The sequence below is a fragment of the Rhizobacter sp. SG703 genome (assembly GCF_012275445.1).
In the GTDB taxonomy this organism is placed as follows: Bacteria; Pseudomonadota; Gammaproteobacteria; order Burkholderiales; family Burkholderiaceae_C; genus Rhizobacter.
Genome location: NZ_JAAZQK010000009.1, coordinates 129733 through 154251, shown reverse-complemented (window position 1 = coordinate 154251; position 24519 = coordinate 129733). Strand labels below are relative to the sequence as shown.

Sequence of the window (24519 nt, the reverse complement as noted above, 5' to 3'; positions counted from 1 at the left end):
CTGCGCAGCCCACGCTATAATCCGCCGTTTTCCGCATTCCGGAAAGTGCGCCAAGTGGTTTGGCGTGGCTCCCGGTATCACAGCGCTGAAGAGGTTTCTCATGGCCAAAGAAGGCATCCACCCGAACTACCGCGACATCTGCTTCGTGGACCTGTCCAACGGTTTCAAGTTCGTCACGCGCTCGTGCGCGCAGACGCGTGAAACCATCAAGATGGAAGATGGCCGTGAGCTGCCGCTGATCAAGCTGGAAACCACCAGCGAATCGCACCCGTTCTACACCGGCACCCAGAAGAGCATCGACTCGCTGGGCGGCCGCGTCGAGAAGTTCCGCAACAAGTTTGCACACCTCAAGTCGAAGTAAGCCGCACGGTCACGCCCTGGCGTGATGCGACACGAAGGCAGCCCACGGGCTGCCTTTTTCATGGGCGCGCACGAACTTCGTGCGCAAGTTGCTGCATCATCGTCGCCGTCCCAAGAACAGCCTGCAGCCTGCGCCACCGTCCTTGAACTCGCCCACCCCTGCCCTCGTCACCCAGCGTGCGGCCCAGCGCCTGCCGCGCCTGGCGCTGCTGCTGTTCTGCGCGGCCTACCTGCTGCCCGGCCTGTTCGGCCGCGACCCGTGGAAGGCCGCCGACATGACGGCCTTCGGCTACATGGTCGACATCGCGCAGGGCAGCACCAGCTGGTGGTCGCCGACCGTCGCGGGCATCCCGAGCGATTCGGCGCTGCTGCCGTACTGGCTGGGCGCCGTCTTCATCAAGCTGCTCGGCGGCCTGCTCGGCCCGCCGCTCGCGGCCCGCATCCCGTTCACGCTGCTGCTGGGCGTCACGCTGCTGCTGACCTGGTACAGCACCTACCACTTCGCACGCACCGAGGCCGCCCAGCCGGTGCCGTTCGCATTCGGCGGCGAGGCCAGTCCGATCGACTACGCGCGCGCGGTGGCCGATGGCGCGCTGCTCGCGCTGATCGCGAGCCTCGGCCTGCTGCAGCTCGGCCACGAGACCACGCCCGAGCTCGCCCAGCTGGCCAGCGTGTCGCTGTTCCTCTATGCGCTCGCGGCCTGCCCGTTCCGCGGCTGGCAGAGCAAGGCGGCGGTGATGGTCGCGCTGCCGGCGCTCGCGGCCAGCGGCGCGCCGATGATCGGTGCCCTGCTGGCCGTCACCGGCGGCATCGTCTGCGGCCGCTCGAGCTACGAGCCGGCGCGGCGCTTCACGCTGTGGATCGCCGCCGGCGGCGTGCTGGGGCTGCTCGTCGCGACGCTGCTCGGCGCGTGGGGCTGGCGACTCGACGGGTACGTCGAGGCGAGCGATTTCGTCAGCCTCGGCAAGCTCTTCGTCTGGTTCATGTGGCCGGGCTGGCTGCTCGCGTTCTGGACGCTCTGGCGCTGGCGCGCGCAGTGGCTGAACCGCCACATCACCGCGCCGCTCGGCTGCGTGCTGGTCAGCGTCGGCGCCTGCCTCGCGATGGGCGGCTCCGACCGCGCGCTGATGCTCGGCCTGCCGCCGCTCGCGGTGCTGGCAGCCTTCGCGCTGCCGACCTTGCACCGCGGCACCTCGGCCGCGATGGACTGGTTCTCGGTGTTCTTCTTCAGCGTCTGGGCGCTGGCGATCTGGGTCGTCTACGCGTCGGTGTACACCGGCGTGCCGGCCAAGCCGGCGGCCAACGTCGCACGGCTGGCGCCGGGCTTCATCCCGAACTTCTCGCTGCTGGCGCTGCTGACCGCGATCGCCGCGACGCTGGGCTGGCTGTGGCTGGTGAAATGGCGCACCGGGCGGCATCGCCATCCGCTGTGGAAGAGCCTGGTGCTGCCGGCCAGCGGCGTTGCGCTGTGCTGGTCGCTGCTGATGACGCTCGGCCTGCCGCTGTTCGACTACGCGCGCAGCTACCGTCCGCTGGTGACCCGCATCGCGCGCAACGTGCCGAGCGACGTCTGCATCGCGGCACCCGGCCTGAGCCGCGCGCAGCTGGTGGCGCTGGAGTATTTCGGTGGCTACCGCGTCGATGCGACGCAGATGCCGGACCGCACGCTGTGCGAGTTCCTGGTGGTGATGGAGACCTTGCGCCGCCAGGCTCCTGCCCCGCAAGGCTGGCAGCTGATCACGCGAGAACTTCGGCCGTCCGACAGCGATGAGGTGGCCGCGGTCTACCGCCGCATCACGCCACCCACGAAGCCTTAGTTCGACGACATTGTTTGATCGTTGAGCAGCGGTGCCGCGCGGCGCGGATCCGGCGCCGGCTCCAGAAAGCGCACACGCGCCGCCGGCAGCACCAGGCAGAAGCGCGAACCCTTGCCGATCTCGCTGTGGATGTCGAGCTCGCCGCCGTGCCGTTGCACCACGTGCTTGACGATCGACAGCCCGAGCCCGGTGCCGCCGGTGTCGCGCGAGCGGCTGCCGTCGACACGGTAGAAGCGCTCCGTCAGCCGCGGCAGGTGCTCGCGTGCGATGCCGGGGCCGGTGTCGCTGACCGACACCTCGCCGGCGCCGTCGTCGCGGATGCGCCAGTTCACCGCGATGCGCCCGCCTTCGGGCGTGTAGCGCACCGCGTTCGTCACCAGGTTGCCGACCGCGCTCATCAGCTCGCTCTCGCTGCCGGCCAGCTGGGCCGCGTCGGCGCCGGCAAAGCTCAGCTGGTGGCGGCCCATCGACAGCGCGGTCGCATCGGCCTGCGCCTGGCCGAACAGCTTGCTGACGGCCACCCAGCGGTCGCTCGGCGGTCGCGGGCTGCCTTCGAGCTGCGCCAGCGTCAGCAAGTCGGCCACCAGCGTCTGCATGCGCTGCGTCTGCTGGCCCATCAGCGTCAGCACTCGGCGGCGCTCGACTTCGGTCAGCGGCAGGTTGCTCATCGTCTCGATGAAGCCCGACAGCACCGTCAGCGGCGTGCGGATCTCGTGCGAGACGTTGGCGACGAAATCGCGCCGCATGCCTTCGGAGCGCTCGCGCTCGGTGATGTCGAGCGACAGCACCAGCTTCAGTCCGTCGCCATACGGGCGGATGTAGACCGACAGCGTGCCGCGGTTGCGCAGGTCGGGGATCGTCACGGCCTGCTCGAAGGCGCCCGCCTGCAGGTAGCTGACGAAGGCCGGCGCGCGCACCAGGTTGGTCACGCGCTGGCGCTTGTCGCGCACCGGGTCGAGCCCGAAGTGGTCGGCGGCCACCGAGTTGCACCATTCGATCTGGTCGTTCTCGTCGAGCAGCAGCACGCCGTTCGGCGAGGCTTCGATGGCCGACAGGAAATGGGCGAGGCGTCCCTGCTCGCGGCTCAGCGTGCGGTCGCGCGCCACCACGGCGCGTTCGATGCGGTAGCCCATCTCGCCCCAGAAGCCGGTGTCGCGCGGCGCCGAGCCTTCGAGCGCGCCGCTGAGCCAGCGCATCAGCCGGTAGCCGCGCACCGCGTCGACCAGCGCGACGGCGCTCGCGCCGACCAGCGTGCCGAGCCACAGCCCGACCAACGGCGCATGCGCCATCTCGCCCAGCACATGGCCGAGGCCGCCGCCGACCGCCATCGCGACGGCGCCGGCCAGGAAGCGCGGCAGCAGCCAGTTCATCGCATCAGGTCCGTGTCAATCGCGGGAAGGCAGGTTCAGGCCGACAGCGACTGCGACTGCACCTGCTGCGTCAACCGGTAACCGGCGCCACGGACCGTCTCGATCATCTGCGAGCAGTTGACCGGGCTCAGCGCCTCGCGCAGGCGCTTGACGTGCACGTCGACCGTGCGTTCCTCGATGAAGACGTGGTCGCCCCACACCCGGTCGAGCAGCTGCGAGCGGCTGTGCACGCGCTCCGGGTGCGTCATGAAGAAATGCAGCAGGCGGAATTCGGTCGGGCCGACCCGCACTTCCTGGCCTTCGCGCGACACGCGGCGCGTCGCCGGGTCGAGCTTCAGCGGGCCGACCTCGACCGCCGAATCGAGCGCCTCGGGCGCCTTGCGGCGCAGCACCGCGCGGATGCGCGCCATCAGCTCGTGCGTCGAGAACGGCTTCGTCAGGTAGTCGTCGGCGCCGGCATCCAGGCCCGAGATCTTGTCGGATTCGGCCGCGCGCGCGGTCAGCATGATGATCGGCAACTCACGGGTGCGCGGCTGCGAACGCCAGCGCTTCGCCAGCGTGATGCCCGATTCGCCGGGCAGCATCCAGTCGAGCACCACCAGGTCGGGCAGCACGCGGTCGACCTGCAACAGCGCCTCGTCGGCCGTGGCCGCCACCACCACCTCGTAGCCGGCATGGCGCAGGTTGATGGACATCAGTTCGGCAATCGCCGATTCGTCTTCGACCACCAGCACCTGGCTCATTGCGGCTTTCCTTTTCCGGCTGCTTCAGTACGCGTCATCGCACCATCGACTCGACGTTCTCGAGCGAGTTGTGACGCACGTCGGTGCCCATCACCACGTAGATGATGACTTCGGCGAGGTTCTTCGCATGGTCGCCCACGCGCTCGATCGCCTTCGCGACGAACACCAGGTCGATGCTCGACGAGATGGTGCGCGGGTCTTCCATCATGTAGGTGATCAGCTTGCGCATCAGGCCGTCGAACTCCTGGTCGATCTGGTCGTCCTGCTTGAGCACCTCGAGGGCCTTCGCGGTGTCGAGCCGCGCGAACGCATCGAGCGCCTTGCGCAGCTGGGCCACCGCCAGCTCGGCCTCGAAGGCCAGGTCGTTGACCGGCAGGCGCAGCCGGCTCGACACGCCGGTGTTGATCAGCCGCTGCACGGTGCGCGCGATGCGGGCCGCTTCGTCGCCGACGCGCTCCAGGTTGGCGATGGTCTTCGAGATCGCGATCAGCAGGCGCAGGTCGCGCGCGGTCGGCTGGCGCCGCGCGATGATGCTGGAGAGGTCGCGGTCGATCTCCATCTCCATCGCGTTGACGCGCTCTTCGTTGCGCAGCACGTCGCTCGCGATGTCGCCGCTGAAGTTCGTCAGCGCATAGACCGCCTGCGCGACCTGCGACTCGACCAGCCCGCCCATTTCGAGCACGCGCGTCGAGATGCCGCTGAGTTCGGTGTCGAACTGCGTGGAAAGGTGCTTGTCCGTCATGTGGTTCCCCTGTTCGACAGGCCGTTCAGCCGAAACGCCCGGTGATGTAGTCTTCAGTGTCTTTCTTCTTCGGCTTCATGAACAGGTCCGACGTGACGCCGAACTCGATCAGGTCGCCGAGGTACATGTAGGCGGTGTAGTCGGAGCACCGTGCCGCCTGCTGCATGTTGTGGGTGACGATCACGACGGTGTAGTCGGTCTTCAGTTCGTGGATCAGCTCCTCGATCTTGCCAGTCGAGATCGGGTCGAGCGCGGAGCATGGCTCGTCGAGCAGCAGCACCTCGGGCTTGATCGCGATGCCGCGGGCAATGCACAGCCGCTGCTGCTGGCCGCCGGACAGGCCGGAGCCGCTTTGCGTCAGCTTGTCCTTGACCTCGTTCCACAGCGCGGCCTTCTTGAGCGCCCACTCGACGCGCTCGTCCATCTCGACGCGCGGCAGCGTCTCGAACAGCTTCACGCCGAACGCGATGTTGTCGTAGATCGACATCGGGAACGGCGTCGGCTTCTGGAACACCATGCCGATCTTCGCGCGCACCAGCGAGACGTCCTGCTTGCTCTTCAGCACGTTCTCGCCGTCGACCAGGATCTCGCCTTCGGCGCGCTGCTCGGGGTAGAGCTCGAACATGCGGTTGAAGGTGCGCAGCAGCGTCGATTTGCCGCAACCCGACGGCCCGATGAAGGCGGTGACCTTCTTCTCGGGGATGTCGAGGTTGATGCGCTTCAGCGCGTGGAAGCTGCCGTAGTAGAAGTTCAGGTTGCGCACCGAGATCTTGGCCTTCTCGGTCACCGGGAGTTCGACTTTGACGTCCATGTCGTGCTTTCTGGTTTTCTAGTGCTTGTTGCGGAAGACCACGCGCGCGAAGATGTTCAGCGCGAGCACGCCGAGGGTGATCAGGAACACGCCGGCCCAGGCGAGCTTCTGCCAGTTCTCGTACGGGCTCATCGCGAACTTGAAGATCGTGACCGGCAGGTTGGCCATCGGCCCCGACAGGTTGCTCGACCAGAACTGGTTCGACAGCGCGGTGAACAGCAGCGGCGCGGTCTCGCCGGCGATGCGGGCGAACGCGAGCAGCACGCCGGTCATCACGCCGGCGCGGGCGGCCTTCAGCGTGACGCTGGAAATCACCTTCCACTTCGGCGTGCCGAGTGCGTAGGCCGCCTCGCGCAGCGCATGCGGGATCAGCGACAGCATGTTCTCGGTGGTGCGGATCACCACCGGGATCACGATCAGCGCGAGGGCCAGCACGCCGGCATAGCCGGAGTAGGTCTTGAAGCGCGCGACGATCACCGCGTAGATGAACAGGCCGATCACGATCGACGGCGCCGACAGCAGGATGTCGTTGATGAAGCGGGTGACGCTGCCCAGCCAGGTCTTCTGGCCGTACTCGGCCAGGTAGATGCCGGCCAGCACCCCGACCGGCGTGCCGACCAGCGTGGCCAGCGACACCATCAGCAGCGAGCCGTACAGCGCGTTGGCGAGGCCGCCGACCTCGGCCTGCGGGGCCGGCGTCATCTCGGTCAGCACCGTCCAGGTGAGGCCGCCGACGCCGAGCCGGAAGGTTTCGACCAGGATCCAGATCAGCCAGAACAGCCCGAAGGCCATCGCGGCCATCGACAGCGTCAGCGCGACTGCGTTGACGCGGCGGCGGCTGCGCGCCTTGGCCAGGCGGCCGGCATCGATTGCGGTGCTCATGACCGGCCCCCCTCACCCTTCTTGAGCTGCGCGAGCAGCAGCTTGGACATCGACAGCACCACGAAGGTGATGAAGAACAGCACCAGCGCGAGGTACAGCAGCGAGGCCTGGTGCAGGCCTTCGCTCGCCTCGGCGAATTCGTTGGCCAGCACCGAGGTGATGCTGTTGGCCGCTTCGAACAGCGACGGGCCGTTCAGCTGGTTCGCGTTGCCGATCACGAAGGTGACCGCCATCGTCTCGCCGAGCGCGCGGCCGAGGCCGAGCATGATGCCGCCGATGACGCCGGTCTTGGTGTACGGCAGCACGACCCGGAACACCACCTCCCAGGTGGTGGAGCCGAGCCCGTAGGCCGACTCCTTCAGCATCGCCGGCGTGACCTCGAACACGTCGCGCATCACCGCGGCGATGAACGGGATGATCATGATCGCGAGGATGATGCCGGCCGACAGGATGCCGATGCCCACCGGCGCGCCGGAGACCAGGCCCTTGAAGAACGGCACGTCGCCGAGCGCGCGCTGCAGCGGCTGCTGCACGTATTCGGACAGCACCGGGCTGAACACCAGCAGCCCCCACATGCCGTAGACGATGGACGGCACCGCGGCCAGCAGCTCGATCGCGATGCCGAGCGGGCGGCGCAGCCAGTTGGGCGACAGCTCGGTCAGGAACAGCGCGATGCCGAAGCTCACCGGCACCGCGATCAGCAGCGCGATCACCGAGGTGGCGAGCGTGCCGTAGATCATCACCAGGCCGCCGTACTGGTCCTTGACCGGATCCCATTCGCTGCGCCACAGGAAGCTCAGGCCGTACTCGCGGATGGCCGGCGCGGCGCCGATCACCAGCGAGACGATGATGCCGGCCAGCAGCAGCAGCGTGAGGATGGCGGCGCCATGCGCCAGCAGCGAGAAGACCGTGTCGGCCCACGGCTTGGCACGGCGGACCGAGGGCGGCTGCCCCAGGGGGTCGGAGCGTTGCATCTCGTCTTTGTTGTAGTGCGATGCGGGGAGTGTAGCGGCCACGTTTCCTCCATCCAGGCGAGGGCGGCGAGGCCCGAAGGCACTCGCCGCCGGTGGTTGCTTCAGCGAATCACTTGACCGCGACGGCCTTGCCCGAAGCGTCCTTGATCTCGCCCCACTGCTTGCGGACCAGCGCCTTCACGGCATCGGGCAGCGCGACGTATTCCAGTTCGGCGGCCATCTTGTCGCCGTTGGCGTAGGCCCAGTCGAAGAACTTCAGCGAGTTGCTCGCCTGCACCGGCTTGTCCTGCGACTTCTGCATCATGATGAAGGTCGCGCCGGTCAGCGGCCACGATTCCTTGCCGGCCTGCTCGGTCAGCACCTGGTAAAAGCTCTTGCTCCAGTCGGCGCCGGCCGCGGCGGCCTTGAAGTTGGCATCGTCCGGCGACACGAAGTTGCCGTCCTTGTTCTTCAGCTGCACGTACGACATCTTGTTCTGCTTCGCGTACGCGTATTCGACGTAGCCGATCGAGTTCGGCAGGCGCTGCACGTACGACGAGACGCCTTCGTTGCCCTTGCCGCCCGCGCCGGTCGGCCAGTTGACGGCGGTGCCTTCACCGACCTTGTCCTTCCACTCGGTGTTCACCTTCGACAGGTAGTTCGTGAAGATGAAGCTGGTACCCGAGCCGTCGGCGCGGCGCACCACCGAGATCGCGGCGTCCGGCAGCGGCACGCCGGGGTTCAGCGCGGTGAGCGACGGGTCGTTCCACTTGGTGACCTTGCCGAGGTAGATGTCGCCGAGCGCCTGGCCGGTCAGCTTGATCTGGCCGGGCTGGATGCCCTTGATGTTGACGACCGGCACGACGCCGCCGATCACGGTGGGGAACTGCACCAGGCCGTCCTTGGCGAGTTCGTCGTCCTTCAGCGGCATGTCGGATGCGCCGAAGTCGACCGTCTTCGAGCGGATCTGCTTCAGGCCTGCGCCCGAGCCGACCGATTGGTAATTGATGCGAGCGCCGCTGGCCTTGTTGTAGGCCTCGGCCCACTTGGCATACAGCGGGGCCGGGAACGTGGCGCCGGCGCCGGTGATGTCTTGGGCGAACGCCATCGAAGAGACCGCGCTGATGGCCACCACGGTGGCAACGGACCGGAACGACTTGAGATTCATTGGGCGCACCTTTCAGGTACTGGCTGGAGGAATGCCCGGAACTGTAAAAGTGCTGTGTGACAGGGCGGTGACACTGCTGTCATCAAGTCCCGATGGCGCTCCTGAAAACCATGCTGACGCCCGGCAGATCGGGTTGTCATGAAGGATTCATGGCCCTGTCACATGCAGTCCATATGCTGCCGGCCAGCCATCCCAACCCCCTGAAGGATCCTTCGATGAACAAGAGAAACTGGCTGATCGCCGCCACCTCCGCCCTGACGCTGCTGGCCGCCGGCTGCGCCACCACGCCGGCCCCGAAGACCATCGCCGAAGTCGCCGCGACGACGCCCGAGCTGTCGACGCTGAACAAGCTGATCGGCGATGCAGGCCTGACCGCCACGCTGAGCGGCCCCGGCCCGTACACCGTGTTCGCGCCCAGCAACGACGCCTTCAAGTCGGTGCCGGCGAAGACGATGGAAGCGCTGTCCAAGGACAAGGCGATGCTCGTCGCGGTGCTGAACTACCACGTGGTACCCGGCCAGCTGACCTCGGCCGACATCAAGAACGGCCCGGCCAAGACACTGCAGGGCGGCAACCTCGCGCTGTCGAAGTCGGGTACTTTCGTGACCGTCGAAGACGCCGTCGTGACACAGGCCGACCTGAAGGCCACCAACGGCGTCGTTCAGATCGTCGACCGCGTCTTCATTCCGGCAACAAAGTAAGCCCCTCAGCCGCGCAGGATGTCGGCCAGGCGCTCGGCGCAGGCCTTGGCCTGCGCGGCGTCTCTCGCCTCGACCATCACGCGCACCAGCGGTTCGGTGCCCGACGGCCGGATCAGCAGGCGGCCGTTGCCGCCCAGCTCGCGCTGCACGGCAGCCTGCGTCTCGGCCAGCTTCGGTGCGGACTTCCAGTCCTGCCCCGGCTTCAATCGCACATTCACCAGCACCTGCGGGAACAGCGTCACCGCCTCGACCAGCTGGGCCAGCGACTTGCCGCTGCGGCTCACCGCCTGCAGCACCTGCAGCGCGCTGACGATGCCGTCGCCGGTGGTGTGCTTGTCGAGCGCCAGCAGGTGGCCCGAGCCCTCGCCGCCGAGCAGCCAGCCGCGCGCGGCCAGCTCTTCCAGCACGTAGCGGTCGCCGACCTTGGCGCGCACGAACTCGATGTCCTGCGCCTTCAGCGCGACCTCGACCGCCATGTTGGTCATCAGCGTGCCGACCGCGCCCGGCACGCGCTGGCCTTGCGCCAGCCGGTCGGCCACCATCACGTAGAGCAGTTCGTCGCCGTTGTAGAGGCGGCCGTCGGCATCGACCAGCTGCAGGCGATCGGCATCGCCATCGAGCGCGACCCCGTAGTCCGCCTTGTGATCGCGCACCGCCTGGACCAGCGCGGCCGGCGCAGTGGCGCCGAAGCCGGCATTGATGTTGACGCCATCGGGGTTGCAGCCGATCGCGACGACCTCGGCCCCCAGCTCGTGGAAGACGTCCGGCCCGGCCTGGTAGGCCGCACCGTGTGCCGCATCGACGACGATCTTCAGCCCCTTCAGCGACAGGTCGTTGCTGAAGGTGCTCTTGCAGAACTCGACGTAGCGGCCGCGCGCGGCCTCGAGCCGGCGCGCCTTGCCGAGCTGGGCCGAATCGACCCATTGCGCCGGCTCCAGCAGCGTCGCTTCGACACGCTGCTCCCATTCGTCGGGCAGCTTCTCGCCGCGTGCCGAGAAGAACTTGATGCCGTTGTCCGGGTAGGCGTTGTGCGAGGCGCTGATCACGACGCCCAGGTCGAGCCGCAGCGCGCGGGTGAGATAGGCCACGCCCGGCGTCGGCAGCGGACCGGTCAGCAGCACGTCGACGCCGGCCGACGCGAAGCCGGCTTCGAGGGCCGATTCGATCATGTAGCCGGAAATCCGCGTGTCCTTGCCGATCAGCACCGTCGGCTTCGCGATGCCCGCCTTCAGCACCCGGCCGACGGCATGGCCCAGGCGCAGCATGAAATCGGGGGTGATCGGCGATTGGCCGACGGTTCCGCGAATGCCGTCGGTGCCGAAATAGGTTCTGCTCATTCGCTTGTCTCCACGCCCAGGATCGTCAGGGGTGGGATTTTGCGGCAACTATCGGCCGTCGCCGTCGATCAGGCCGGCGGCACCCCACACCTTGAGGGCGTCCACCGTGGGGGCGACGTCGTGGACCCGCAACACACGGGCCCCGTTGCAGACCGCCGCCAGCGCCGCGGCCAGGCTGCCCGCCAGCCGCTCCGCCACCGGCCGCCCGGTGACGGCGCCGAGGCTGCTCTTGCGCGACCACCCTGCCAACAGCGGGAATCCCAGCGGCAGCAGCTCGCGCTGGCGTGCCAGCAGCACGAAGTTGTGCGCGACCGTCTTGCCGAAGCCGATGCCCGGGTCGATCACGATGCGTTCGGCGGCGACCCCGCGCCGCGCGAGCACGGCGCAACGCGCGGCAAGGAAGTCGCGCACCTCGGCCACCACGTCGTCGTAGTGCGGCGCCGCCTGCATCGACTTCGGCTCGCCCTGCGCATGCATCAGGCAGACGCCGCAGCCCGGATGGCCGGCGATGACCGCTTCGGCGCCCGGCGCCTGCAGCGCGAAGATGTCATTGACGATGTCTGCACCCAGGTCGAGCGCGGCGCGCATCACCTCGGCCTTGTAGGTGTCGATCGACAACGGCACCTGCAGCCGCAACGCCTCGCGCAGCACCGGCAGCAACCGCGCCAGTTCATCGGCCAGCGGCACCGCATCGGCTCCGGGGCGGCTGGATTCGGCACCGAGGTCGAGGATGTCGGCGCCGTCCTTCAGCAACTGCTCGCAATGCGCCAGCGCGGCGCGCGTCGTCGCCAGCTGGCCGCCGTCGGAGAACGAATCGGGCGTCAGGTTGACGATGCCCATCACGCGCGGGCGTGTCAGGTCGATCCGGAATCGGGTGGTCTGCCAGTGCAGTGCAGGGCTTGCGGGCGTCGGTTCAAGCATGTCGTCCAGCCATTGAAAACGGGGCCGAAGCCCCGTTTCTCGACCAGTTCGCTCAGGCCGCGGCCGGTGCGCCGTCCGGCTTGACCGGCGGCGTCGGGCCGCTCGGCTTGCCGGCGGTCGAGTTCCAGTCCTTTGGCGGACGCGGCGGTCGGTTGTTCATGATGTCGTCGATCTGGTCGGCGTCGATGGTTTCCCATTCGAGCAGCGCCTTCGCCATCGCATGCATCTTGTCCTGGTTGTCCTCGATCAGCTTGCGCGCAATCGCGTACTGCTCGTCGATGATGCGGCGGATCACGTCGTCGACCTTCTGCATCGTCTGCTCGGACACGTTGACCTGCTTGGTCACCGAGCGGCCGAGGAAGACCTCGCTCTCGTTCTCGGCGTACACCATCGGCCCCAGTTCGTCGGTCATGCCGTAGCGGGTGACCATGTCGCGTGCCATCGAGGTGGCGCGCTCGAAGTCGTTCGACGCGCCGGTGGTCATCTGGTGCATGAACACTTCTTCGGCGATGCGGCCGCCGAACAGCATGCTGATGCTGTTCAGCATGTACTGGCGGTCGTAGCTGTAGCGGTCCTTCTCGGGCAGCGACAGCGTGACGCCCAGCGCGCGGCCGCGCGGGATGATGGTGACCTTGTGCACCGGATCGAGCTTCGGCAGCATGCGGCCGATCAGCGCGTGGCCGGCCTCGTGGTACGCGGTGTTGCGGCGCTCTTCCTCGTCCATGACCATCGATTTGCGCTCGGCGCCCATCATGATCTTGTCCTTGGCCCGCTCGAAGTCGATCATCTCGACGACCCGGCCGTTGCGGCGCGCGGCGAACAGCGCGGCTTCGTTCACCAGGTTGGCAAGATCGGCACCCGAGAAGCCCGGGGTGCCGCGCGCGAGGATGTCGGCCCGGATGTCGGCGCCGACCGGCACCTTGCGCATGTGCACGTTGATGATCTGCTCGCGGCCACGGATGTCCGGCAGCGTCACGTAGACCTGGCGGTCGAAACGGCCCGGGCGCAGCAGCGCCGGATCGAGGATGTCGGGCCGGTTGGTGGCCGCCATCACGATGACGCCGAGATTGGTCTCGAAGCCGTCCATCTCGACCAGCATCTGGTTCAGCGTCTGTTCGCGCTCGTCGTTGCCGCCGCCGAGGCCGGCACCGCGGTGGCGGCCGACCGCGTCGATTTCGTCGACGAAGATGATGCAGGGCGCGCTCTTCTTCGCCTGCTCGAACATGTCGCGCACGCGCGCCGCGCCGACACCGACGAACATCTCGACGAAGTCGGAGCCGGAGATGCTGAAGAACGGCACCTTCGCCTCGCCGGCGATCGCCTTGGCCAGCAGCGTCTTGCCGGTGCCCGGAGGGCCGACCAGCAGCACGCCGCGCGGAATGCGCCCGCCGAGCTTCTGGAACTTCTGCGGGTCTTTCAGGAAGTCGACCAACTCCTTGACCTCTTCCTTCGCCTCGTCGCAACCGGCGACATCGGCGAAGGTGGTGGTGTTGTTCGCTTCATCGAGCATGCGCGCCTTCGACTTGCCGAAGCTGAACGCGCCGCCCTTGCCGCCGCCCTGCATCTGGCGCATGAAGTAGATCCACACGCCGATCAGCAGCAGCATCGGGCCCCATGAGCCGAGGATGCTCAACAGGATCGACGGCTCTTCGCGCGGCTTCACGTCGAACTTGACGTTGTTGTTGATCAGGTCGCCAACCAGCCCGCGATCGAGGAAGGTTGCGGTGGTGCGCAGGTCCTTGTCGTCGGTGGTCTTGGCCTTGATCTCGGTTCCGGAAGGCCCTTCCTGGAGCTGGACGCTCTTGATCCGCTTGCTGCGAACTTCCTCGAGGAAGTCGGAGTAGCCGATCTGGTTGCCTTGCATTGCACCCTTGTCGAACTGCTTGAACACGGTGAACAGCACGAGTGCGATCACCAGCCAGACAGCGACTTTGGAGAACCATTGATTGTTCACCGCGGCTCCTTCTTGCGATAAATCCTCAGCGCGAGCACAGGACGTGCCCAGCATCCACGGCATCTGGGGGCGATTCTAGTCCACGCAACCCATGAGACTTCACGAACGCTTATCGACCTGAACGCCAGGGTTCTTGAGACCGATCCCCACCAGGAAGGTTTCGGCCGATTTGTCGCGAGATGCCTTCGGCTTGATCGGCTTCACGACGCGGAATGTTTTCCTGAACATCTCGACCAATTGGCTGTGGCCGCTGCCATGGAAAACCTTGCTGACCAATGCCCCATTCGGCGTCAGATGGTTCTGCGCGAATTCGACCGCGAGTTCCACCAGGTGCTCCATGCGGGCGGCGTCGGAACTCTCGATGCCCGACAGGTTGGGCGCCATGTCGGAAATCACCACGTCGACCGGGCGGCCATTCACCAGTTCGTGCAGCTGCGCCAGCACCGCCTCCTCGCGGAAATCGCCCTGGAAAAAGACCACACCCTCGATCGGCTCCATCGGCAGGATGTCGAGCGCGATGATGGTGCCGTTCAATGCCCCGGCCGCGGCGCCGCCGCCGGCGACGTCCTTCGGTGCGAACTTGCGCCGCACATACTGGCTCCAGGCCCCGGGCGCGGCCCCGAGGTCGACGACCAGCTGGCCCGGGCGGATCAGCTGCAGTTCCTCGTCGATTTCCTTCAGCTTGTAGGCTGCGCGCGCGCGATAACCTTCTTTCTGGGCCAGCTTGACATACGTGTCGTTCAGGTGGTCGTGCAACCACGCCTTGTTGACCTTCTTGCTTTTTGTCTTGATTTTCATTGGCTTACGCTCACTGCAAACGATAATACCGGGATGCCTGCCATCGAACTGACTCCCGCCCAGCGCAAGGACAAGCGCGCCGAAGCCCACCACCTGAACCCGGTCGTCCTGATCGGCGGTGACGGCCTGACCCCTGCCGTGACCAAGGAGGCCGATGCCGCGTTGAATGCCCACGGCCTGATCAAGATCCGCGTCTTCTCCGACGAACGCGCCACCCGCGAGGCCATCCTCGCCCAGCTGAGCGACCAGTTGAACGCCGCCCCGATCCAGCACATCGGCAAGCTGCTGGTGCTGTGGCGCCCGATGCCGCCGAAGGAAAAGGCCGAGCGCGAAGACCGCATGCCGGGTCCGCGCACCGTCAAGATCCTGAAGTTCTCGAAGAGCGGCAACCACCGCCCGCAGGTCAAGAAGCTCAAGGTGCTGGGCAACCAGCGCGTCGCCGCCGGCGGCGAGATCAAGCGCGCCAGGAAGCGCATCACCAGCCTGAAGAAGACCGCCGCCGACTGAAGACTCAGGCGGCTTTGGACCCGTTCAGCCGCCAGGCCAGCACCAGCAGCAACAGCGTCTTGAGGGCAAACAGGCTCATCGAGATGCCATGCAAGGCAGCGAACGACAGGCCGCCGCCCTGCCCCGCGCGCGCCGCCGCCATCACCGGCTGCAGGCCGAAGTAGCCGAGCACGGTGACGAAGGCCACGCCCAGCAGCATCAGCGCATCGGCGCCCAGCACGCTGCGGCGCGTTTCGGTCATCTGCCAGATGCGGCGCAGCATCATCAACAGCAGCACCGACAGCCCGAGGCTGAGGTACGCCTCCTGCATGAACATGCGTCCGGCGATGCGGCCCGCGGTCTCCGGAAACGTGCTCGCGAAACCGGCCGGTGCGCCGATGAAGCCAACGCCCAGCAGGACGCCGGCCCACAACCCAGCGAGGTAGCCCGCGGTCCGCTGCAACGTCGATGGGGTCATTGCAGCAGCGCTCTTCCGATCCGGCGACCGCCGCGGATCCGGCTCCGCGGGGCCGCCAGCGGTGCCCCCTCGAGGGGGAGCGCCGAAGGCGCTCCGGGGTTGGGCCTAGACATAGCGGACTTCGATGATCTCGTAGCTCTTGACGCCACCCGGCGCCTGCACTTCGGCGACGTCGCCGGCCACCTTGCCGATCAACGCGCGGGCGATCGGCGAGCCGATCGAGATGCGGCCTTCCTTCAGGTCGGCCTCGTCCTCGCCGACGATCTGGTACGTGACCGGGTTGCCGGTCTTCTCGTCTTCGAGCTCGACGGTGGCACCGAACACCACGCGGCCCTCGGCGTTCAACGACACCGGATCGATGATCTGCGCGGCAGCCAGCTTGCCTTCGATCTCGAGGATGCGGCCTTCGATGAAGCCCTGCTTGTCCTTCGCCGCCTCGTATTCGGCGTTCTCCGACAGGTCGCCCTGCGCGCGCGCCTCGGCAATCGCCTGGATGACCGAATGGCGTTCCACCGTCTTCAGCCGATGCAGCTCTTCCTTGAGTTTTTCGGCACCGCGCACGGTGATGGGAATGGTCGTCATGGTGAAACCCTGGAGGCAAAAATGAAGCCGCCGCCCTCTCCCTTGCGGGAGGCCCGGCGGCGGCCGATGTGTTGCAGAAAGTTTAGTGCAGTTCGCGGTGCAGCTCTTGCAGGGAAAGCACGACCAGATCGTCCTGGTGCTTCATGCCTTCGACCGCCGCTTCGCAGCCCGCCATGCTGGTGTAGTAGGTCACCCGGTTGGCCAGCGCCGCCTGGCGGATGTGGCGCGAATCGGCGATCGCCGTGCGCGTCTCGTCGACCGTCGTGAACACCAGCTGGATCTCGCCGGCCTTCACCATGTCGACGATGTGGGGGCGGCCGTCCTTCACCTTGTTGACCGCCTTCACCGGCACGCCGCCCTCGGCGATGGCCGCGGCCGTGCCCTTGGTCGCGACGACCTGGAAGCCGAGCGCGTGCAGGTCGCGCGCCACCACCACCGCGCGCGCCTTGTCGCCGTTCTTCACGGTGATGCAGACGGTGCCGCGCTCGGGCAGCCGCGAGCCCGCGCCGAGCTGGCTCTTCAGCATCGCTTCGCCGAAGGTGCGGCCCGCGCCCATCACCTCGCCGGTAGAGCGCATCTCCGGGCCGAGGATCGGATCGACGCCGGGGAACTTGTTGAACGGAAACACCGCTTCCTTCACCGAGAAGTACGGCGGGATCACCTCGCGCGGCAGCTTGCCGTGGCGGTCCTTCTGGCTCGACAGCTTCTGGCCGACCATGCAGCGCGCGGCGATCTTCGCAAGCGCCTGGCCGGTGGCCTTCGAGACGAACGGCACCGTGCGCGATGCACGCGGGTTGACTTCGAGCACGTAGACGACCGCATCGGCGCCCTCGCCCTGGATCGCGAACTGCGTGTTCATCAGGCCCTTGACCTTCAAGGCCTTGGCCATCAGCACCGTCTGGCGGCGCAGCTCGTCCTGCAGCGCCTTGGGCAGCGAATACGGCGGCAGCGAGCAGGCCGAGTCGCCGGAGTGGATGCCTGCCTGTTCGACGTGCTCCATGATGCCGCCGATCATCACCTCGTCGCCGTCGCTGATGCAGTCGACGTCGACCTCGATCGCATCGTCGAGGAAGCGGTCGAGCAGCACCGGCGACTTCTCCGACACCTTCACCGCCTCGCGCATGTAGCGCTCCAGGTCCTTCTCGCCGTGCACGATCTCCATCGCCCGGCCGCCCAGCACGTAGCTCGGGCGCACCACCAGCGGGTAGCCGATCTCGGCCGCCAGCGCCTTCGCGGCCTCTTCGGTGCGCGCGGTGCGGTTCGGCGGCTGCTTCAGGCCGAGCTCGTGCAGCAGCTTCTGGAAGCGCTCGCGGTCTTCGGCGATGTCGATGCTGTCGGGCGAGGTGCCGACGATCGGCACGCCGGCGCGCTCGAGGTCGAGCGCGAGCTTCAACGGCGTCTGGCCGCCGTACTGCACGATCACGCCGACCGGCTTTTCCTTCGCGACGATCTCCAGCACGTCTTCCAGCGTCACCGGCTCGAAGTACAGGCGGTCGGAGGTGTCGTAGTCGGTCGACACGGTCTCGGGGTTGCAGTTGACCATGATGGTCTCGTAGCCGTCCTCGCGCATCGCGAGCGCGGCATGCACGCAGCAGTAGTCGAACTCGATGCCCTGGCCGATGCGGTTCGGGCCACCGCCCAGCACCATGATCTTCTTGCGGTCGGTCGGCTCGGCTTCGCACTCTTCGTCGTAGGTCGAGTACATGTACGCGGTCTGCGTCGAGAACTCGGCCGCGCAGGTGTCGACGCGCTTGTAGACCGGGCGCACGTTCTGCGCCCAGCGGGCCTCGCGCACCTCGTGCTGGTGCGTGCCGAGCAGCTTGGCCAGGCGCTTGTCGGAGAAGCCCTTCTGCTTCAGGAAGCGCAGCTCCTCGGCCGACAGGCTCGCGACCGTGCGGCCGGCGAGCGCCTGCTCGAGCTTGACCAGCTGCTGGATCTGCGCGAGGAACCACGGGTCGATCGCGGTTTCTTCGAACACCTCCTGCAGGCTCATGCCGATGCGGAACGCGTCGCCGACGAACAGGATGCGCTCCGGGCCGGCCTCGCCGATCTCGGCAATGATCTCGTCGCGGTCTTCCTGCTTGCACGAGGTGCGCTCGGTCAGCCCGTCGATGCCGGTCTCGAGTCCGCGCAGCGCCTTCTGGAAACTCTCCTGGAAGGTGCGGCCCATCGCCATCACCTCGCCGACCGACTTCATCTGCGTCGTCAGCCGCGAATCGGCGGCCGGGAATTTCTCGAATGCGAAGCGCGGGATCTTCGTGACGACGTAGTCGATGCTCGGCTCGAACGACGCCGGCGTCGCACCGCCGGTGATGTCGTTGCGCAGCTCGTCGAGCGTGTAGCCGATCGCCAGCTTGGCCGCGACCTTCGCGATCGGGAAGCCGGTGGCCTTCGAGGCGAGCGCCGACGACCGGCTGACGCGCGGGTTCATCTCGATCACGACCATGCGGCCGTTGGTCGGGTTGATCGAGAACTGCACGTTCGAGCCGCCGGTGTCGACGCCGATCTCGCGCAGGATCTGGATGCTGGCGTTGCGCAGCAGCTGGTATTCCTTGTCGGAGAGCGTCTGCGCCGGCGCGACGGTGATCGAGTCGCCGGTGTGGATGCCCATCGGGTCGAGGTTCTCGATCGAGCAGACGATGATGCAGTTGTCGGCGCGGTCGCGCACGACTTCCATCTCGTACTCTTTCCAGCCGATCAGGCTTTCCTCGATCAGCAGTTCCTTGGTGGGCGACAGGTCGAGGCCGCGCTTGCAGATCTCTTCGAACTCTTCCGGGTTGTAGGCGATGCCGCCGCCGGTGCCGCCGAGCGTGAAGCTCGGGCGGATCACCATCGGGAAGCCCGTGCCGCCGATCTCGGTGGTGATGCGCTTCTGCACCGCGAGCGCTTCTTCCATCGAGTGGGCAATGCCCGAACGCGCCGAATGCAGGCCGATGCCGGTCATCGCATCCTTGAACTTCAGGCGGTCTTCCGCCTTCTCGATGGCCTTCTCGTTCGCGCCGATCATCTCGACGCCGTACTTCGCGAGCACGCCGTGCTTGTGCAGGTCGAGCGCGCAGTTCAGCGCGGTCTGGCCGCCCATCGTCGGCAGCACCGCATCGGGGCGCTCCTTCGCGATGATCTTCTCGACCACCTGCCAGGTGATCGGCTCGATGTAGGTGACGTCGGCCATCTCCGGGTCGGTCATGATCGTCGCCGGATTGCTGTTGACGAGGATGACCTTGTAGCCCTCTTCGCGCAGCGCCTTGCAGGCCTGTGCGCCGGAGTAGTCGAACTCGCAGGCCTGGCCGATGATGATCGGACCGGCCCCGATGATGAGGATGGATTTGAGGTCGGCGCGCTTAGGCATTGTTCTTCTCCATCATGGCCGTGAAGCGGTCGAACAGGTAGCCGATGTCATGGGGTCCCGGGGAGGCCTCTGGATGGCCCTGGAAGCAGAAAGCGGGTTTGTCGGTGCGTGCCAGGCCCTGCAGCGTGCCGTCGAACAGGCTGACGTGCGTCGGGCGCAGGTTGGCGGGCAGGGTCTTCTCGTCGACCGCGAAGCCGTGGTTCTGGCTGGTGATGCTGACGCGGCCGTTGTCGAGGTCTTTCACCGGATGGTTCGCGCCGTGGTGGCCGAATTTCATCTTGAAGGTCTTCGCGCCGGAGGCCAGCGCGAGGATCTGGTGGCCCAGGCAGATGCCGAAGGTCGGGATGCCGGTGTCGATCAGCGTGCGCGTCGCGGCGACCGCGTAGTCGCAGGGCTCGGGGTCGCCGGGGCCGTTGCTCAGGAAGATGCCGTCGGGCTTGTAGGCCAGCACGTCGGCGGCCGGCGTCTGCGCCGGCACCACCGTCACCTTGCAGCCGCGGCTCGCGAGCATGCGCAGGATGTTGCGCTTGACGCCGTAGTCGTACGCGACGACGTGGAAGCGCGGATCCTTCAGCGCGCCGTAGCCTTCGCCCAGCGTCCACTCGGTCTCGGTCCAGTCGTAGGGACGGGTCTCGCTGACCACCTTGGCCAGGTCGAGGCCGGCCATGCTGGGGGCGGCCTTGGCCTTCGCGATGGCGTCGTTGCGGATCTCGTCGGTGACGGCCTGGCCGGCGGCCAGCGTGACGATGCAGCCGTTCTGCGCGCCATGGGTGCGCAGCACGCGCGTCAGGCGGCGGGTGTCGATGTTCGCGATGGCGACGGTGCCCTCGCGTTGCAGGTACTGCGACAGCGTCATCGTCTGGCGGAAGTTCGACGCGAGCAGCGGCAGGTCCTTGATGATCAGGCCGGCCGCGAACACGCGACTGGCCTCCACGTCTTCATCGTTGACACCGTAGTTGCCGATGTGCGGATAGGTCAGCGTGACGATCTGGCGGCAGTAGCTCGGGTCGGTCAGGATTTCCTGGTAGCCGGTCAGCGCGGTGTTGAACACCACCTCGCCGATGGTCTCGCCGGGCGCGCCGATCGAGACGCCCCGAAAGACCGTTCCGTCCGCGAGTGCCAGCAGAGCCTGTCCTGGGTTTGTCAGCAGTTGGGGCGGCACGCGTATCTCCGTTTTTTGCGGTTTGTGCGCGCCCAGCTCTGCTCATCTCGAGCGTCGGACCGGGGAGAAAACTGGGGGAGTTTTCGACAGGAAACGGCGAGGGTTTCGCTGGGGCGGGCGGGTTGCAGGTAAACCGCGGGATTATAGACGAGCTTCGAGGGTTGACCCTGAGCACGGCGTGGGTCACACGAATGCGAGCGATTGCCGCTTGCAACGCGAGCGCTGCAGTCGGATTTGCGTTTCATTGCGCGCCGATCGGCTCGGATAATGCGCGCTGATCCGACCCCTCACCCAACAAGAAGGAGCCACACATGAAGGGCGACCCGAAAGTCATCGAACACCTGAACGCGCAGCTGAAGAACGAGCTCACCGCGATCAACCAATACTTCCTGCACTACCGGATGCTCAAGCACTGGGGCCTCGACAAGCTGGCCGCCAAGGAATACGCCGAGTCGATCGGCGAGATGAAGCATGCCGACAAGCTGATGACGCGCATCTTCACGCTCGACGGGCTGCCGAACCTGCAGGACCTGGGCAAGCTGATGGTCGGCGAAGACACCGTCGAGATCCTGCAGTGCGACCTGAAGTCGGAGCAAGGCGCCCAGGCCACCATCAAGGACGGCATCGCCCACTGCGAGACGGTGCGCGACTACGTCTCGCGCGACCTGCTGCAGGAAATCCTCGACGACACCGAGGAGCACATCGACTTTCTGGAGACGCAGCTCGACCTGGTCGACAAGGTCGGCCTGCAGAACTACCTCCAGTCACAAATGGGTGAAGTCGAGGCATAAGCCTGCGTGACCGATTCCTCGCACCCCCGCGGTGCGGGGATGTCCCCAGGCTTGAAGTGCGAATCGTTCTTGTTTAAGATGCCCTCGTCGGCCCTCGCTCGGCGGCCGGGAGTGCATCTGATGATCGTGTGTGTCTGCGAACGCGTTTCCGACCGGGACATCGAACGGCATGTCCAGGGCGGCTGCGACAGCTTCGATTCGCTGCAGCTGGAAACCGGCGTCGCCACCTGCTGCGGGCGCTGCGAAGACTGCGCGCGCGAGGTGTTCGAAACCTCCAGTGCCACGCAAGGCGGGACCATCATCCCGCTGAAGATCGCCGCCTGACCGCCTGACCGCCTGACGATTGCCAGCGCCGCACGGCGACCCGGCAACGACTCAGAGCGCCGCGATCCCCGCTTTCGCGATCTGCACGTCCTCGCTCGACTTCACCCCGCTGACCCCGACCGCACCGACGCACTGGCCCTGCGCCAGGATCGGCACGCCGCCTTCGAGCATGCCTTCGAGCGTCGGCGCGCTCAGGAACGCGCTGCGGCCCTGGTTGATCATGTCTTCGTAGACCTTGCTCTCGCGCCGGCCGACCGCCGCGGTGCGCGCCTTGCCGGGAGCGATGTGCGACGAAATCGGCGCCGCGCCGTCCAGCCGCTGCAGCCACAACAGGTGCCCGCCGTCGTCGACGATCGCGATCGTCACGGCCCACTGGTTCTTCAAGGCCTCGGCCTCGGCGGCGGCGGCGATGCGCTTCACGTCGTCGAGGGTCAACACGGGTTTGCTGTTCATGCGCAGGGCAGGAGTTGGGAAAGCCGCACTGTAGTGCGAGCGCGGCGACCCGGCCAAGGCCCGCCGGCGCAGGACACCCCTGCGCCGGCGCAAACCAATCCGGTGCCGGGATCCATGTCCGCCCATGTCAGTTGTTACCGGGAACTACAATGCGCCGTCCGGGTCCACACCCGTGGTTCGACTCTCTGGAGGATTCATGAACGACCACCTGCAAGCTGCCTACGGCGGCTACATCGGCTCGGTTCCGAGCGCTGAACAGCGCAACCGGGTCCTTCGCAACACCTACTGGCTGCTCGCACTGTCGATGGTGCCCACCGTCCTCGGCGCATGGCTCGGCGTCACGATGAATTTCGGCGCCCTGCTGGTCGGCAGCCCGCTGCTCGGTTTCATCGCGGTCCTGGCCGTCGCCTTCGGCTTCATCTTCGCGATCAAGCACACGCAGAACTCGGCCCTCGGCGTCGTGGTCCTGCTGGGCTTCACGTTCTTCATGGGCCTGATCCTGTCGCTGACGATCGGGCGCGTGCTCGGCAGCTATCGCAACGGCGCCCAGCTCATCGTGCTGGCCTTCGGCGGCACCGGCCTCGTGTTCTTCGGCATGGCCACGCTGGCCACCACGATCAAGCGCGACATCGCCAGCTGGGGCAAGTGGCTGTTCGTCGGCGTGATCGGGCTGATCATCGCGAGCCTGGCCAACATCTATTTCCAGATGACCGCGCTCTCGATGGTGGTCTCGACCCTCGCGGTCGTGATCTTCTCGGCGTACATGCTGTACGACATGAAGCGCGTGATCGATGGCGGCGAGACGAACTACGTGTCGGCAACGCTCGCGATCTACCTCGACGTGCTGAACGTGTTCGTGAATCTGCTGAACCTGCTCGGCATCTTCGGCGGCGACCGCGAGTAAGCGGATCCGCTGACCATGAAGAAAGGGGCCCTCGGGCCCCTTTCTCTTTTTGAGCTCCGCGATCAAGCGCGTTCAAACACCGCCATGCTCTCCACATGCGCCGTGTGCGGGAACATGTTCACCGCCCCGGCCGCCGTGCAGCGGTAGCCCGCCTGGTGCACCAGCAGCCCGGCATCGCGTGCGAGCGTCGCCGGGTTGCAACTCACGTAGACGATGCGCTTCGGCGGCACATAGCCCGGTGCCGCCGACGGATTCTCGTGCAGGTCGGCCAGCGCCTTCGCGAGTGCGAACGCCCCTTCGCGCGGCGGATCGACCAGCCACTTCTGCGCATTGCCATACCCGGCCAGCTCGGCCGGCGTGATCTCGAACAGGTTGCGCGCGACGAACGAGGTCTTGTGCGCCAACCCGTTGACCTGCGCGTTCTCGCGCGAGCGCGCGACCAGCGACTCGCTGCCTTCGATGCCGAGCACCTCGCGCGCCTGCGTCGCGATCGGCAGCGTGAAATTGCCGAGCCCGCAGAACCAGTCGATCACCCGCTCGTCCGGCCCGGCCGCGAGCAGCTTCAGCGCCCGCGACACCAGCACCTGGTTGATCTGGTGGTTGACCTGCGTGAAGTCGGTCGGCTTGAACGGCATCGTGATGCCGAACTCCGGCAGCCCGTAGGCGAGCGGCGGGCCGCCTTCGTCGAGCAGGTGCACCGTGTCCGGCCCCTTGGGCTGCAGCCACCACTGGATGGCGTTCGCCGCCGCGAACTCGCGCAACCGCTGCAGGTCGCCGTCGCTCAGCGGCTCGAGGTGCCGCAGCACCAGCGCCGTGACCTCGCTGCCGATCGCCACCTCGATCTGCGGCAGCCGGTCGCGCTGGTCCATCGCACCGATCAGCGCCCGAAGCGGCAGAAGCAGGTCGCTCAGGTGGCGCGGCAGCACTTCGCAGCTGTCCATGTCGGCCACGTAGCTGGACTTGCGCTCGTGGAAGCCCACCAGCACCGTACCCTTCTTGACGACATGCCGCACCGACAGCCGCGCCCGGTAGCGGTAGCCCCATGCGGGCCCCTCGATCGGCCGCAGCACGCGCTCGGCCTTGGTCTTGCCGAGGTGCCACAGCGCGTCTTCGAGCGCCCGCTGCTTGGTCGCGACCTGCGCGCCGACGTGGAAGTGCTGCATCTTGCAGCCGCCACAGGTGCCGAAATGCCGGCAGCCCGGCGTCACGCGCTGCGAGCTCTCGCGGCGCAGCGCCGTCATCGTCGCCTGCTCCCAGTTGTTCTTGCGGCGCCCCACGCTGACCTGGACCTGCTCACCGGGCAACGCGCCCTCGATGAACACCACCTTGCCTTCGGCGTTGTGCGCCACGCCTTGCGCTTCGAGGTCGAGGGATTCGACCGTCAGCCATTCATCGCTTGCTGTCATCCGGCGATTGTCTCAGGCCGCAAGTGC

General features: G+C 66.9%; 25 protein-coding genes. 8 read left to right on the top strand and 17 right to left on the bottom strand.

Annotation, left to right across the window (positions count from 1 at the left end; all coding sequences use genetic code 11):
• Window positions 1-100: 100 nt before the first annotated feature.
• Together FHT26_RS20075 and FHT26_RS20070 are read left to right on the top strand one after the other, a co-directional pair.
• On the top strand, window positions 101-361 hold the full coding sequence (locus FHT26_RS20075; protein WP_056814352.1) for a type B 50S ribosomal protein L31: 261 nt from the start codon (window positions 101-103) through the stop codon (window positions 359-361).
• 142 nt (window positions 362-503) lie between these two features.
• A complete protein-coding gene (locus tag FHT26_RS20070) occupies window positions 504-2177 on the top strand; it encodes a hypothetical protein (RefSeq protein WP_168561873.1) in 1674 nt (557 codons plus the stop codon).
• On the opposite strand, the gene phoR is transcribed toward FHT26_RS20070, so the two are convergent.
• The 7 genes from phoR to pstS all read right to left on the bottom strand — a co-directional run bounded on the left by phoR (window position 2174) and on the right by pstS (window position 8846).
• Entirely contained in the window at window positions 2174-3547 is a 1374-nt protein-coding gene (phoR, locus tag FHT26_RS20065) for a phosphate regulon sensor histidine kinase PhoR (protein ID WP_168561872.1), read from the bottom strand. The two genes, FHT26_RS20070 and phoR, sit on opposite strands and share 4 nt — an antisense overlap.
• 35 nt (window positions 3548-3582) lie before the next feature.
• Window positions 3583-4290 carry a phosphate regulon transcriptional regulator PhoB gene (gene phoB, locus FHT26_RS20060; protein ID WP_056814344.1) on the bottom strand — a complete coding sequence of 236 codons (708 nt, stop codon included), beginning with the start codon at window positions 4288-4290 and terminating at the stop codon, window positions 3583-3585.
• Window positions 4291-4324: 34 nt separating this feature from the next.
• Window positions 4325-5032, bottom strand: coding sequence for a phosphate signaling complex protein PhoU (gene phoU, locus FHT26_RS20055; RefSeq protein ID WP_047511540.1), 708 nt, complete (start codon window positions 5030-5032; stop codon window positions 4325-4327).
• 25 nt (window positions 5033-5057) lie between these two features.
• Window positions 5058-5843, bottom strand: coding sequence for a phosphate ABC transporter ATP-binding protein PstB (gene pstB, locus FHT26_RS20050; protein WP_168561871.1), 786 nt, complete (start codon window positions 5841-5843; stop codon window positions 5058-5060).
• Between the two features lie 18 nt (window positions 5844-5861).
• A complete protein-coding gene (pstA, locus tag FHT26_RS20045) occupies window positions 5862-6725 on the bottom strand; it encodes a phosphate ABC transporter permease PstA (RefSeq protein WP_168561870.1) in 864 nt (287 codons plus the stop codon).
• Window positions 6722-7699, bottom strand: a complete 978-nt coding sequence (gene pstC / locus FHT26_RS20040; RefSeq protein WP_168561869.1) for a phosphate ABC transporter permease PstC — start codon at window positions 7697-7699, stop codon at window positions 6722-6724. The genes pstA and pstC overlap by 4 nt, the downstream gene beginning before the upstream one ends.
• A 109-nt stretch (window positions 7700-7808) precedes the next feature.
• Entirely contained in the window at window positions 7809-8846 is a 1038-nt protein-coding gene (gene pstS / locus FHT26_RS20035; RefSeq protein WP_168561868.1) for a phosphate ABC transporter substrate-binding protein PstS, read from the bottom strand.
• On the opposite strand from pstS, the gene FHT26_RS20030 reads away from it, so the two are divergent.
• Window positions 8803-8988, top strand: a complete 186-nt coding sequence (locus tag FHT26_RS20030; RefSeq protein ID WP_168561761.1) for a hypothetical protein — start codon at window positions 8803-8805, stop codon at window positions 8986-8988. The genes pstS and FHT26_RS20030 overlap by 44 nt on opposite strands.
• 73 nt (window positions 8989-9061) lie before the next feature.
• Window positions 9062-9547: a fasciclin domain-containing protein gene (locus tag FHT26_RS20025; RefSeq protein ID WP_168561867.1), complete on the top strand. Its 486-nt coding sequence runs from the start codon at window positions 9062-9064 to the stop codon at window positions 9545-9547.
• Window positions 9548-9552: 5 nt separating this feature from the next.
• Here FHT26_RS20025 and glmM read toward each other — a convergent pair whose 3' ends face one another.
• From glmM to FHT26_RS20005, 4 genes are all read right to left on the bottom strand, one after another.
• The gene (glmM, locus tag FHT26_RS20020; protein WP_168561866.1) at window positions 9553-10884 is read right to left on the bottom strand and encodes a phosphoglucosamine mutase; all 1332 of its coding nucleotides are present in this window, start codon (window positions 10882-10884) and stop codon (window positions 9553-9555) included.
• A 48-nt stretch (window positions 10885-10932) separates the two neighbouring features.
• Complete coding sequence (folP, locus tag FHT26_RS20015) at window positions 10933-11775, bottom strand: dihydropteroate synthase (protein ID WP_168562008.1); 843 nt, start codon at window positions 11773-11775, stop codon at window positions 10933-10935.
• 82 nt (window positions 11776-11857) lie between these two features.
• On the bottom strand, window positions 11858-13759 hold the full coding sequence (gene ftsH, locus FHT26_RS20010) for an ATP-dependent zinc metalloprotease FtsH (RefSeq protein ID WP_168561865.1): 1902 nt from the start codon (window positions 13757-13759) through the stop codon (window positions 11858-11860).
• Between the two features lie 99 nt (window positions 13760-13858).
• On the bottom strand, window positions 13859-14557 hold the full coding sequence (locus tag FHT26_RS20005) for an RlmE family RNA methyltransferase (RefSeq protein WP_168561864.1): 699 nt from the start codon (window positions 14555-14557) through the stop codon (window positions 13859-13861).
• 33 nt (window positions 14558-14590) lie between these two features.
• On the opposite strand from FHT26_RS20005, the gene FHT26_RS20000 reads away from it, so the two are divergent.
• Window positions 14591-15064, top strand: coding sequence for a YhbY family RNA-binding protein (locus FHT26_RS20000; RefSeq protein ID WP_056814318.1), 474 nt, complete (start codon window positions 14591-14593; stop codon window positions 15062-15064).
• A 4-nt stretch (window positions 15065-15068) separates the two neighbouring features.
• Here FHT26_RS20000 and FHT26_RS19995 read toward each other — a convergent pair whose 3' ends face one another.
• The 4 genes from FHT26_RS19995 to carA form a co-directional block, all read right to left on the bottom strand.
• Window positions 15069-15521 carry a DUF4149 domain-containing protein gene (locus tag FHT26_RS19995; RefSeq protein WP_168561863.1) on the bottom strand — a complete coding sequence of 151 codons (453 nt, stop codon included), beginning with the start codon at window positions 15519-15521 and terminating at the stop codon, window positions 15069-15071.
• A 105-nt stretch (window positions 15522-15626) separates the two neighbouring features.
• Entirely contained in the window at window positions 15627-16103 is a 477-nt protein-coding gene (greA, locus tag FHT26_RS19990) for a transcription elongation factor GreA (RefSeq protein WP_168561862.1), read from the bottom strand.
• 82 nt (window positions 16104-16185) lie between these two features.
• On the bottom strand, window positions 16186-19452 hold the full coding sequence (carB, locus tag FHT26_RS19985; RefSeq protein ID WP_168561861.1) for a carbamoyl-phosphate synthase large subunit: 3267 nt from the start codon (window positions 19450-19452) through the stop codon (window positions 16186-16188).
• On the bottom strand, window positions 19445-20614 hold the full coding sequence (carA, locus tag FHT26_RS19980) for a glutamine-hydrolyzing carbamoyl-phosphate synthase small subunit (protein WP_168561860.1): 1170 nt from the start codon (window positions 20612-20614) through the stop codon (window positions 19445-19447). Before carA ends, carB begins: the two co-directional genes overlap by 8 nt.
• A 311-nt stretch (window positions 20615-20925) precedes the next feature.
• Between carA and bfr the strand changes: the two genes are divergently transcribed.
• Entirely contained in the window at window positions 20926-21405 is a 480-nt protein-coding gene (gene bfr, locus FHT26_RS19975; RefSeq protein ID WP_056814305.1) for a bacterioferritin, read from the top strand.
• A gap of 120 nt (window positions 21406-21525) precedes the next feature.
• Window positions 21526-21729, top strand: coding sequence for a (2Fe-2S)-binding protein (locus FHT26_RS19970; RefSeq protein ID WP_168562007.1), 204 nt, complete (start codon window positions 21526-21528; stop codon window positions 21727-21729).
• A gap of 51 nt (window positions 21730-21780) precedes the next feature.
• Here FHT26_RS19970 and FHT26_RS19965 read toward each other — a convergent pair whose 3' ends face one another.
• Entirely contained in the window at window positions 21781-22182 is a 402-nt protein-coding gene (locus tag FHT26_RS19965; protein WP_056814298.1) for a GlcG/HbpS family heme-binding protein, read from the bottom strand.
• Window positions 22183-22378: 196 nt separating this feature from the next.
• Between FHT26_RS19965 and FHT26_RS19960 the strand changes: the two genes are divergently transcribed.
• Window positions 22379-23086 (top strand): Bax inhibitor-1 family protein, encoded by a 708-nt coding sequence (locus FHT26_RS19960; protein ID WP_168561859.1) that lies wholly within the window; start codon window positions 22379-22381, stop codon window positions 23084-23086.
• Window positions 23087-23148: 62 nt separating this feature from the next.
• Here the strand turns inward: FHT26_RS19960 and rlmD are convergent, their stop codons facing one another.
• On the bottom strand, window positions 23149-24492 hold the full coding sequence (gene rlmD / locus FHT26_RS19955; RefSeq protein ID WP_168561858.1) for a 23S rRNA (uracil(1939)-C(5))-methyltransferase RlmD: 1344 nt from the start codon (window positions 24490-24492) through the stop codon (window positions 23149-23151).
• Window positions 24493-24519 lie beyond the last annotated feature (27 nt).

What these genes read in the sequence shown, in the direction of transcription:
- FHT26_RS20075 (WP_056814352.1), top strand. Translation starts at nt 101, where the DNA reads ATGGCCAAAGAAGGCATCCACCCGAACTACCGCGACATCTGCTTCGTG.
- phoR (WP_168561872.1), bottom strand. Translation starts at nt 3,547, where the DNA reads ATGAACTGGCTGCTGCCGCGCTTCCTGGCCGGCGCCGTCGCGATGGCG.
- phoB (WP_056814344.1), bottom strand. Translation starts at nt 4,290, where the DNA reads ATGAGCCAGGTGCTGGTGGTCGAAGACGAATCGGCGATTGCCGAACTG.
- phoU (WP_047511540.1), bottom strand. Translation starts at nt 5,032, where the DNA reads ATGACGGACAAGCACCTTTCCACGCAGTTCGACACCGAACTCAGCGGC.
- pstB (WP_168561871.1), bottom strand. Translation starts at nt 5,843, where the DNA reads ATGGACGTCAAAGTCGAACTCCCGGTGACCGAGAAGGCCAAGATCTCG.
- pstA (WP_168561870.1), bottom strand. Translation starts at nt 6,725, where the DNA reads ATGAGCACCGCAATCGATGCCGGCCGCCTGGCCAAGGCGCGCAGCCGC.
- pstC (WP_168561869.1), bottom strand. Translation starts at nt 7,699, where the DNA reads ATGCAACGCTCCGACCCCCTGGGGCAGCCGCCCTCGGTCCGCCGTGCC.
- FHT26_RS20030 (WP_168561761.1), top strand. Translation starts at nt 8,803, where the DNA reads ATGGCCACCACGGTGGCAACGGACCGGAACGACTTGAGATTCATTGGG.
- pstS (WP_168561868.1), bottom strand. Translation starts at nt 8,846, where the DNA reads ATGAATCTCAAGTCGTTCCGGTCCGTTGCCACCGTGGTGGCCATCAGC.
- FHT26_RS20025 (WP_168561867.1), top strand. Translation starts at nt 9,062, where the DNA reads ATGAACAAGAGAAACTGGCTGATCGCCGCCACCTCCGCCCTGACGCTG.
- glmM (WP_168561866.1), bottom strand. Translation starts at nt 10,884, where the DNA reads ATGAGCAGAACCTATTTCGGCACCGACGGCATTCGCGGAACCGTCGGC.
- FHT26_RS20005 (WP_168561864.1), bottom strand. Translation starts at nt 14,557, where the DNA reads ATGAAAATCAAGACAAAAAGCAAGAAGGTCAACAAGGCGTGGTTGCAC.
- FHT26_RS20000 (WP_056814318.1), top strand. Translation starts at nt 14,591, where the DNA reads ATGCCTGCCATCGAACTGACTCCCGCCCAGCGCAAGGACAAGCGCGCC.
- FHT26_RS19995 (WP_168561863.1), bottom strand. Translation starts at nt 15,521, where the DNA reads ATGACCCCATCGACGTTGCAGCGGACCGCGGGCTACCTCGCTGGGTTG.
- greA (WP_168561862.1), bottom strand. Translation starts at nt 16,103, where the DNA reads ATGACGACCATTCCCATCACCGTGCGCGGTGCCGAAAAACTCAAGGAA.
- carB (WP_168561861.1), bottom strand. Translation starts at nt 19,452, where the DNA reads ATGCCTAAGCGCGCCGACCTCAAATCCATCCTCATCATCGGGGCCGGT.
- bfr (WP_056814305.1), top strand. Translation starts at nt 20,926, where the DNA reads ATGAAGGGCGACCCGAAAGTCATCGAACACCTGAACGCGCAGCTGAAG.
- FHT26_RS19970 (WP_168562007.1), top strand. Translation starts at nt 21,526, where the DNA reads ATGATCGTGTGTGTCTGCGAACGCGTTTCCGACCGGGACATCGAACGG.
- FHT26_RS19965 (WP_056814298.1), bottom strand. Translation starts at nt 22,182, where the DNA reads ATGAACAGCAAACCCGTGTTGACCCTCGACGACGTGAAGCGCATCGCC.
- FHT26_RS19960 (WP_168561859.1), top strand. Translation starts at nt 22,379, where the DNA reads ATGAACGACCACCTGCAAGCTGCCTACGGCGGCTACATCGGCTCGGTT.
- rlmD (WP_168561858.1), bottom strand. Translation starts at nt 24,492, where the DNA reads ATGACAGCAAGCGATGAATGGCTGACGGTCGAATCCCTCGACCTCGAA.